At 61.1% G+C, this 9,271-nt stretch carries 9 protein-coding genes; 5 read left to right on the top strand and 4 right to left on the bottom strand.

Going from position 1 to position 9,271, the window contains the following annotated elements; all coding sequences use genetic code 11:
- Together IIY41_RS10090 and IIY41_RS10085 are read left to right on the top strand one after the other, a co-directional pair.
- Positions 1-372, top strand: a 372-nt coding sequence (locus tag IIY41_RS10090; protein WP_287400594.1) for a hypothetical protein, incomplete at its 5' end; no start/stop codon positions are given.
- 290 nt (positions 373-662) lie between these two features.
- Positions 663-1,574, top strand: a complete 912-nt coding sequence (locus IIY41_RS10085; protein ID WP_172726144.1) for a TPR end-of-group domain-containing protein — start codon at positions 663-665, stop codon at positions 1,572-1,574.
- Positions 1,575-2,248: 674 nt separating this feature from the next.
- Here the strand turns inward: IIY41_RS10085 and IIY41_RS10080 are convergent.
- Genes IIY41_RS10080 through potA form a run of 4 tightly spaced genes read right to left on the bottom strand, consistent with a single transcriptional unit; the run spans position 2,249 to position 6,212 of the window.
- The gene (locus IIY41_RS10080) at positions 2,249-3,493 is read right to left on the bottom strand and encodes an ABC transporter substrate-binding protein (RefSeq protein WP_058724026.1); all 1,245 of its coding nucleotides are present in this window, start codon (positions 3,491-3,493) and stop codon (positions 2,249-2,251) included.
- Positions 3,490-4,353 (bottom strand): ABC transporter permease, encoded by an 864-nt coding sequence (locus IIY41_RS10075; protein ID WP_172726145.1) that lies wholly within the window; start codon positions 4,351-4,353, stop codon positions 3,490-3,492. Before IIY41_RS10075 ends, IIY41_RS10080 begins: the two co-directional genes overlap by 4 nt.
- Positions 4,350-5,159, bottom strand: a complete 810-nt coding sequence (locus IIY41_RS10070) for an ABC transporter permease (RefSeq protein WP_172726146.1) — start codon at positions 5,157-5,159, stop codon at positions 4,350-4,352. The genes IIY41_RS10075 and IIY41_RS10070 overlap by 4 nt, the downstream gene beginning before the upstream one ends.
- Before the next feature lie 6 nt (positions 5,160-5,165).
- Positions 5,166-6,212, bottom strand: coding sequence for a spermidine/putrescine ABC transporter ATP-binding protein (potA, locus tag IIY41_RS10065; RefSeq protein WP_009322606.1), 1,047 nt, complete (start codon positions 6,210-6,212; stop codon positions 5,166-5,168).
- A 452-nt stretch (positions 6,213-6,664) separates the two neighbouring features.
- On the opposite strand from potA, the gene IIY41_RS10060 reads away from it, so the two are divergent.
- The 3 genes from IIY41_RS10060 to IIY41_RS10050 form a co-directional block, all read left to right on the top strand.
- A complete protein-coding gene (locus tag IIY41_RS10060) occupies positions 6,665-7,294 on the top strand; it encodes a GGDEF domain-containing protein (RefSeq protein WP_009322607.1) in 630 nt (209 codons plus the stop codon).
- A gap of 166 nt (positions 7,295-7,460) precedes the next feature.
- On the top strand, positions 7,461-8,765 hold the full coding sequence (locus IIY41_RS10055) for an FAD-dependent oxidoreductase (RefSeq protein WP_155201589.1): 1,305 nt from the start codon (positions 7,461-7,463) through the stop codon (positions 8,763-8,765).
- Positions 8,766-8,894: 129 nt separating this feature from the next.
- A partial coding sequence (locus IIY41_RS10050) for a hypothetical protein (protein ID WP_287400587.1) occupies positions 8,895-9,271 on the top strand: 377 nt, incomplete at its 3' end.

The raw sequence follows: 9,271 nt of genomic DNA, 5'->3' as shown, positions 1-9,271 counted from the left end.
TGCATGCTTTTGCTTTGCGCGTGTGACCCTTATAATGGGTACCGCCCGTATGATTACGGGGAGGCAAGGTGGACATGTGAGGAATACGGTGCATGGTTTGAAATAAAGGAGAAAGAAGCAATTTATGGTGAGGTGATGGTGGATGGAAAAGCTGTTGAAGTTGAATATGCCTTTTATCCTGGGGGGCTTATTTACATTTGGCCGCGTTATATGGAAGGCTCTCAATACGGAGCAAGATTATGGGGTGGAGACGCAAAATACAGCCCCACCGAGCTTGTATTGCACAGCCCCACGGTGAATTGCCTGTTCGACGAGGACGACGAGGAGGTCGTGTTCGTGCGGCAGGAGCTGGACGAGGAACCCGCCGCCTGAAGGCGGCGGGGCGCGCGGGCCGTTTTTTGAAGAACGGCGCATCTTGACAAACGGTGCACGTAAGGTTTATAATCTGCACGCGGCGGGTTTCCCGTGCTTTGGCACAGGCCCGGTGGGAGGCAACGCCGGAAAGCCTGTATGGAAAGGGAGCGGTCATCTATGAAAAAATTTTCTGCGATAGGCGCGGCTCCCGGCGTGTCCTTTGTGTAAATTCGTTTTGTGATTGCCCGGGAGAAATCACTCTCCCGGGCATTTTTATGCCCTTAAATCCAAAAAAGGAGCATAAACACATGAACGAAGATGTTTTATTGGAAGAAGTATTGGCGTTGGCGGAGCAGGACGGTTATGAACCGGCCTATGATTTCCTGCTCGCGCAGCGTGGGGCATGGAAGGACGGCGAGCATCCGCAGATTTATTATTTTCTCGCATGCCTTGCCGCCGGGGCGGGCCGCGCGCCTGCGGCGCTGGAGTGGCTGGCCGAGGCGGTGGAGCAAAAGGAGTATTGGTACCGTCCCGAGGTGCTGGACGACGGGGACTTAAAGCCGCTGTTCGGGGACGCGCGGTTTGAGACGCTGCGCAAAATTTCCGAGGGACGTTACGAGGAGGCCCGGCGTGCGGGCAGGATGCAGTTTTCGTGGCGCGGGCGCGCTGCCGGAACGTTGGTGCTGGCGGTGCACGGCAACGGACAAAACGCCGGGATTGCGCGCCGGGATTGGGCGCCGCTGGAGCGTGCGGGTGCGCAGGTGGAAACAGTGCAGTCCTCGGTGGTGGATTGTACGGGGCGGTTTCGCTGGGAATACGACGGCGAAAATTACAGGCAGACAGCGGACGCGGCGCGTATTGTGCAGGACGCGGGCTATGAGCGGCAGGTTTGGGCGGGCTTTTCCGCCGGCTGTGATATGCTGCTGCGCACGCTGCTGTATACCGGGCTTTCCTGCGACACGCTGGCGCTGCAATCCCCGTGGACACCGCTGCTTGAGAAGGAATGCGCAGCGGTTTGCCGTGCGCTGGCGAAAAAAAACGTAGAGGTGCATCTTTTTTGCGGTACGCAGGACAGCGACTGCATCGAAATGGCGCAGATGCTGTACGGTGCGCTGCACAGCGCGGGCGGGCGCGTGCACCTGACGCTGCAGGCGGGCCTGCGCCACCGGTTCCCGCCGCAGATGGGGCGGGAATATCTGCGGCTGGTAACGCGCCCATAGGGCGGCGCCGCACAAGTTACGGCTGACGCCGTAAGAGCCGTTTCGCCGTAACGTGGGGGCCGCCGCAGGAAAAAGTTAAAAAACCGTTTGCCCGCCCGGACATGCGCCGGGCGGGCAAGCAGGTTTTTTTAGGGCAATACCGCACAATTCTAAGAGCCGAATCGCGCCGGCCGGTTTTTTGGCAGGTTAAGCAAAAATGCTCGCGAATACTTTGTGTATTCGCGAGCATTTTTGTGACAGTTGCCGGAAAATCTGCAAGCGAGGCGACGCTTCAGGCGTCAGCCGTGAACTGTGCGGCGTTAGGCGCATTGGCGCAAGAAACCATCGCCCCAGAACCAGAAATTTTTGCGCATAGCTTCGTCAAATCGCCTTGACAACCACAAAGGGTGCCTGCGGTGATTTCCCTTGCTCTGCAACAAGAATTTCTGGTTCTGAGGTGCGACGCAGTTTTGGCCCGACGGTTTTGGATGTACAGTGCGCGAAAACAGCTTGGCAATCCTTTGTGGATTGCCAAGCTGTTTGAGTACGCTGTGCGCCAAAACCGTCCGTCCAAAACCGATGTTTTCTTGCGCCAATGCGCCTTTGCCTTAGTCTTTTTCGACATACAGGAGCGCCGCCGTTCTTCGGAACGGCGGCGCCTTTGCGTTCATTGCCTTGTAAAAAGGGAATGGCGTTTAAAACTGGCTGCGCCGGCGGCGTACCGCTTTGCGCCAGTAGCCTACGCCGGAAAGGGCCAGCATTGCCACCAGCATCAGCGGCATCACCCACCCGTTGCCCGCGGCGTCGTAGCTGCGCACATCGCTCCATGCCTTGTCCATGGCGCTGTTCAGCTCGTCGGGCAGCACCTCCATGGTCTCGCACCGGGAAAGCATGTCTGCGCCGGGGTACATCATCTCGTTCTCCCGGGTCTCTTCGTCCAGAAGCGCGGGGACTTCTACCTGCGGCGAGGAATAGCAGATGTACTCCGCATTGGCCAGCGCCACCTGCGTTTCACACATGAAGTTGATGAACATTTCCGCGGCCTCTTTGTTCCGGCTGCCTTTGGGGATGCACATGGCGTCGATGTAGATATTGGTGCCCTCGGCGGGGATGAACATGGCAAGGTCGGGGTTGTCGGCCATCATCGTCACGCCGTCGCCCACGTAATAGGGGGCCAGCGCGGCCTCGCCGCCGCCCATTTTGTCGAACACCTCGTCCATCACATAGCTCTGGACCACGGATTTCTGCTCTTTCAGCTTTTCGGCCGCCTGCTCGATCTCCTGCACGGAGCCGGGGTTGATGGAATTGCCCAGCAGCTTGCCCGCAATGGCGAACGCGTCGCGGCTGTTGTTGAACATCAGCACCTGCCCGGCGTACTTTTCGTCCCACAGGATGCCCCAGCCCTGTTCCAGGTCGCCCTCGTCCACCATCGTCCGGTTGTACACGATGCACACGAGGCCCCAGGTGTAGGCCACGCTGTATTTGTTCTGAGGGTCGAACGGTTTGGAGCGGTATGCCTCGCCGATGAGCGCCGCGTTGGGGATATTGGCGGGGTCAAGCTCCTCCAGCATGCCCTCGGCGGCCATTTTGCCGATCATATAATCGCTGGGGATGATGACGTCGTAATTGCCGCCGCCGCTTTTCAGCTTGGCGTACAGGCTCTCGTTGGTGTCATAGGTGGTGTAGTTGACGCGGATGCCCGTCAGGTTTTCAAATTCCTTCACCACATCCATGGAGCCGTCGGTGCCGTTGGAGATGTATTCGCCCCAGTTGTAGACGTTCAGCGTAATGCCCGCGTCCTTGAAGCGGGTGTAATCGTAACCGGGGGCAACCTCCACACCGTCCGGTGCGGCAAGGGCCGCGGGGGACAGGCAGGCCGCAAGCGCGCCCGCAAGAAGCAGGCACAAAAAGCGTTTTTTTGCCTTCAGGATATGCTTCATCGCCTGCCCTCCTCTGCGCGCGCGGCCCTGCGCAGGCGGCGCTCTTTTGCGGAATCCACGGCGTTGGCCGCGAGGATGATGGTTAAAATCACCACGAACATGATGGCGGAAAGCGCGTTGATCTCCGGGCTGACCTTTTTCTTCGTCATGCTGTAAATGGCGATGGGCAGCGTCTGCATGGTGCCGGAGGTGAAATAGGAAATGATGAAATCATCAATGGAATAAGTGAGGCTGATGAGAAACGCCGACAGGATGGCCGGCGTGAGCTGCGGCAGCACCACCTTGAAAAACGCCCGCCGGGGATTGCAGCCAAGGTCCAGCGCGGCGTCGTAAACGGCCGGGTCCAGCTGGCGCAGCTTGGGGCTGACGTTGAAGATGACATAGGGCAGGCAGAACGTGATGTGCGCGATGAGCAGCGTGCACAGGCCGAAGCCCTGAAGCTCCACCTCGCGCTGCAGAAGCCACGAGAGTGCCGCGCTGACCTGCCGGTTGAACACCACGAACAGCAGCATCAGCGAAACGCCGGTGATGATCTCCGGGTTGACGACGGGCACATAGCTGACGGCCATGACGGCGCCCCGGGCGCGCTTATTCATGCTGCTGATGCCGATGGCGGCCAGCGTGCCCACCACGGTGGCGATGCACGCCGCCGCAAAGGCCACGCCCAGCGAAACGCCCAGGCTCTTCAGCACCATGTCGTTGTGGAACAGGTTCTGGTACCATTTAAAGGTAAAGCCCGTGAACACGGTGCGGCTTTTGCTTTCGTTGAAGCTGAACGCGATGAGCACGGCGATGGGCACGTACAAAAAGCCGAACACCAGCACCAGATATGCGTTTGCAAGCAGGCGGCCCTTTTTCATACCATCGCCTCCATTTCCTCGGTGTCGGCAGTGGTGAAGCTCATGCACAAAAGCACAATGACCATCAGCACCAGGCTCATGGCGCTGCCGAGATTGTAGTTGTAGCTGTTGCCCAGGAACTGCAGCTCGATGAGGTCGCCGATGAGCAGGTTCGAGCCGCCGCCCAGCATGCGGCTGATGATGAACGTGGAGATGCTGGGCACGAACACCATGGTGATGCCCGTGGTGATGCCCGGCATGGAAAGCGGCACCAGCACCTTTGCCACAACGTGGTACACGTTTGCGCCAAGGTCCTGCGCGGCCTCGATGACGCTGTTGTCAATTTTGACCATGATGGTGTACAGCGGCAGCACCATATAGGGCAGGTAATTGTACACCATGCCCAGCACCACCGCGCCCGAGGTGTTGATCATGTTGAACGGCCCGACGCCCAGCAGCCCCAGAAAGCGGTTGATGATGCCGTTGTGCTCCAGAAGGCTCATCCACGCATAGGTGCGCAGCAGAAAATTCATCCACATGGGAAGCATGATGAGCATCTGCATCATGCGCTGGCTTGCGGGCCGCATGCGGGAGAGCAGGTAGCTGACGGGAAAGGCCAGCACAAGGCAGATGGCCGTGGCGATGGCCGCCAGGACGATGCTGCGGGCAAACACCGTGGTGTACGCGCCCAGGCCCATGATGTTTTCCAGCGTAAAATGCCCGGCTTTATCGGTGAATGCGAAATACACCACGATGGCCAGCGGCACGGCGATGAACGTCACCATCCATACCAGATAGGGCGAAGCGGTCCATTTTGTCTTTTTCATCGGCCGTCACCCCTGCGTGCGGTGCATGATGTGGATCTCGTCCGGCCCGATGTTCATGCCGATGAGCTCGCCCACCTGCGACGCCTGTGTGGAGTGGATGATCCACTCGTAGCCTGCCTGCCGCACGTGCATCTCGTAATGCACGCCCTTGAAGATGACGTTTTCCACCAGGCCCGTCAGCTGGCCCTGAATGGCGGGCACCACCTGGATATCCTCCGGGCGCACCACCACCTGCACGATCTCCCGGCTGCCGAAGCCCGCGTCCACGCAGGTGAATTCCTGCCCGGCGAATTCCACGCGGAAGTCCCGCAGCATCACGCCGTCCAGGATGTTGGATTCGCCGATGAAATCCGCCACAAAGGCGTTGTTCGGTTCGTTGTAGATATCCTGGGGCGAGCCGATCTGCTGGATGTCGCCCCGGTTCATCACCACGACGGTGTCCGACATGGTGAGGGCCTCCTCCTGGTCGTGGGTGACGTAAATGAACGTGATGTCAAGGCTCTGCTGGATGCGCTTGAGCTCGATCTGCATATCCTTGCGCAGCTTCAGGTCCAGCGCGCCCAGCGGCTCGTCCAGCAAAAGCACCTTCGGATGGTTCACAAGCGCCCGCGCGATGGCCACGCGCTGCTGCTGCCCGCCGGAGAGCGCGGCCGTGTTGCGCCGCTCGTAGCCCTTCAGGCCCACCAGCTCCAGCATCTCCAGGCAGCGGGAGCGGATCTCTTTTTCGTCCAGCTTCTGCAGCCGCAGGCCGAACGCCACGTTCTCGAACACGTTCAGGTGCGGGAACAGCGCGTATTTCTGGAACACGGTGTTGACCTGCCGTTTGTACGGCGGCAGGCGCGTGATGTCCCTGCCCGCAAAAAAAACATTGCCCGATCTCGGCTCCACGAACCCTCCGATGACGCGGAGCGTCGTCGTTTTCCCGCAGCCCGAAGGCCCCAGCAGTGTGACGAACTCCTTGTCATGGATGTCGAGGGAAAGCCCTGTTAAAATGGGCTCGCCGTCGAAATCGACAACAATGTTTTTCAGTGCGACGATGATAGAATTGTCCATATGCATCCCCCTTTGCGGCTTTTCCCGGGGAAGCCCCGGGCCCAGCGAAGAGAGCGCCACCCCGCAAAAGGTTTGTTACACCGCCCGAAGGAGCGGCTGCAGCGGCGCATGTTACGCTGGCGTATGTTAAGATGGCTGCGCTTTGCAGCGCACAAATGATACTATACGGGCCGCTTGCCGGTTTGTCAATATATTTTACCCATTTTTTTCGCAATATTTTTGCAGAAACCGCGAAAAAACGCTGTTTTTCCTGTGGATTCCGTAAAAAAAGCGGGTTTTGCTTTGAAATCCTCCGGTTTTCTTCTGTATGCTCACCTTTATGCAGGGCATGCTTTGCGCTTTTTCGACATTGCTTCCTGCTACAATCAAAGGGATGAAAATGGGAATATGTGGAAATTTGAAAAGGGGCGGGAGCGATCATCAGCAGATATGACAAAGGCGCGGGCCGGTGTGTGCTGGCCGCGGCGCTGCGCGCGGGCGCGTTCGTTTTTGCGGCATACGCCACGGGGCGCGTGCTCTCGCGCAGAGCGCGGGCGGGGGACGAACGGCGCATTGAACAGCTGCGGCGGGAGTGCGGCACCGACATGCTCACGGGCCTTTTGAACCGCCGGGGCGGGCAGGAAAAGGCGGAGACCATGCTGGCCATGTGCCGCCGCTGCGAAAAGCCGATGGCTGTTCTGATGGCGGATATCGACCATTTTAAGGAATACAACGACGCGCACGGCCACCTTGCGGGCGACGGCGCGCTTTGCCGCGTGGGCGGCGCGCTGCAGAGCGTGCTGGCGCGCTCCTCGGACATGGTATGCCGGTTCGGCGGCGAGGAATTTCTGCTGTGCACGCCCTGCCGGGACACGGCCGAAGCCATGCGCCAGGCAGCGCGCCTGCGCCGTGCCGTGGAGGAGCTTGGCCCCTGTGCGCCGGACGGCTGCTGCGCGGGCCCGCTGACGGTGAGCGTGGGCGTAACGGTGTACAGCCCGGCGCGGGACGGCAGCGCGCCCGTGCTGCAGGACCTTGTGAGCCGTGCGGACCGCGCGCTGTACATTGCCAAAAAGAACGGACGCAACTGCGTGGTGCTGCTGTGAGCGCCGCGGCGTGCATACTCCGAAAACGCCCTGTTTTCTGCTTTTGCGGCGGAAGACAGGGCGTTTTTGCACGGCGCCGCATAGGGGGCGGCGCGCGGTAAACACTATCCGTGGCGGCATGATACGCGGGCGCCGCACAAAAACAGGGACGGAATGGGGAAAACGGATGCTTTCGATGTGGCGGGACACGGCGGCGATGCCGGAATACGGGCGGCTGGAGGGGGACGTCCGGACGGACGTTTTGGTCATCGGCGGCGGGATGGCGGGGATTTTGTGCGCGCATTTTTTGCGGCAGGCGGGCGTGGATTGTGTGCTGGCGGAGGCGGACCGGTTGTGCGCCGGCGCCACCGGGAACACCACCGCGAAGATAACGTCCCAGCACGGGCTGGTATACGACGGGCTGCTGCGCCGCTTCGGCGCGGAAAAGGCGGGGATGTACCTGCACGCCAACGAGGCGGCACTGGCGCGCTACCGCGGCATGTGCCGGGAGATCGACTGCGGGTTCGAGGAAAAGGACGCGTTTGTCTATTCCCTGGACGACCGGGGAAAGCTGGAAAAGGAGCTTGCGGCGCTGGAGAAGCTTGGGTTCCACGCGGGCTTTACGGACAAGCTGCCGCTGCCTTTTCCGGTGGCGGGAGCCGTGCGGTTCGAGCGCCAGGCCCAGTTCGACCCGCTGCGCTTTGCCGCGGCCGCGGCCAGAGGGCTGCGGGCCTACGAGCACACGCCCGTGCGCAGGCTGGAGGGGACGAGCGCCGTTACCGACCGCGGGACGATCCGCGCGGAGAAGGTCATCGTGGCGACGCATTTTCCGTTCCTCAACCGGCACGGAAGCTATTTTCTGAAGATGTACCAGCACCGCTCCTATGTGCTTGCGCTGGAAAACGCGGCGAACGTGGGCGGTATGTATGTGGACGAGGCCGCGGAGGGCCTGTCCTTCCGGAACGCGCAGGGAATGCTGCTGCTGGGCGGCGGCAGCCACCGCACGGGAAAGCAGGGCGGCGGATGGCGGGAGCTGGAAGCCTTTGCAAAGCGGCATTATCCCCGCGCCCACATACGGTACCGCTGGGCCGCGCAGGACTGCATGACGCTGGACGGCGTGCCTTATATCGGCCCGTATTCGGCCCGCACGGAAAACCTGTACGTGGCCACGGGCTTCAACAAATGGGGAATGACCTCCGCGATGGCGGCGGCCATGCTGCTCACGGATATGGTGCAGGGCAAAAGGCCGGACGACGCCCCGGTGTTTTCCCCCTCCCGCAGCATGCTGCGCCCGCAGCTTGCGCTGAACGCGCTGGAGGCCGCGGCAAGCCTGCTCACGCCCACGGCGCCGCGCTGCCCGCACATGGGCTGCGCGCTGAAATGGAACGCGCAGGAGCATTCGTGGGACTGCCCCTGCCACGGCTCGCGCTTCACGCAGGAGGGCGGCCTCATCGAAAATCCCGCGATGCGGGACCTTGAGCTGGAAGGGTGAGCGGCGGGGCTTTGGGGAGCGCGGCTTCCGCTCCCGCCCCGGCGGAGGCAACGACTGACCGAGCGGTTTCGCCGCAGGCGAAATGCGACCGAACGGGAGCAAGGGCCGGGGTGAAAGCGGAAGCCGCGTGTGGGAAAAGAGGAAGGCCCCCGCTTTCGCGGGGCCGATTACGGAATCTGCCGATGGCGTTACTTTCTTAATGTTAAGAAAGTAACCAAAGAGCGCCGGGGTTTTGCCGTTGGGGCCCCGGCGCGGCGCAGCCGTGACGGGAACGGCAAAATAGCGGTGCGGGGTGGCGAAGCCATGGCCGCGAAGCGGACAACCGCACAGGGTGGTTTCGCGCAGCGAAATGCCGCGCGCGATTTTGCGCGGCAAACCCAAAAGTCGGGGCCGGTAACCGGCCAGCCCGGTTTCGCCGCAGGCGAAATGCGACCGAACGGGAGCAAGGGCCGGGGTGAAAGCGGAAGCCGCGTGTGGGAAAAGAGGAAGGCCCCCCGCTGTCCCGG

Source organism: Ruthenibacterium sp., assembly GCF_017421385.1.
Classification (GTDB): domain Bacteria; phylum Bacillota; class Clostridia; order Oscillospirales; family Ruminococcaceae; genus Ruthenibacterium; species Ruthenibacterium lactatiformans.
The sequence above is the reverse complement of the archived record's forward strand: the minus strand, read 5'-3'. Positions and strand labels throughout refer to the sequence as shown.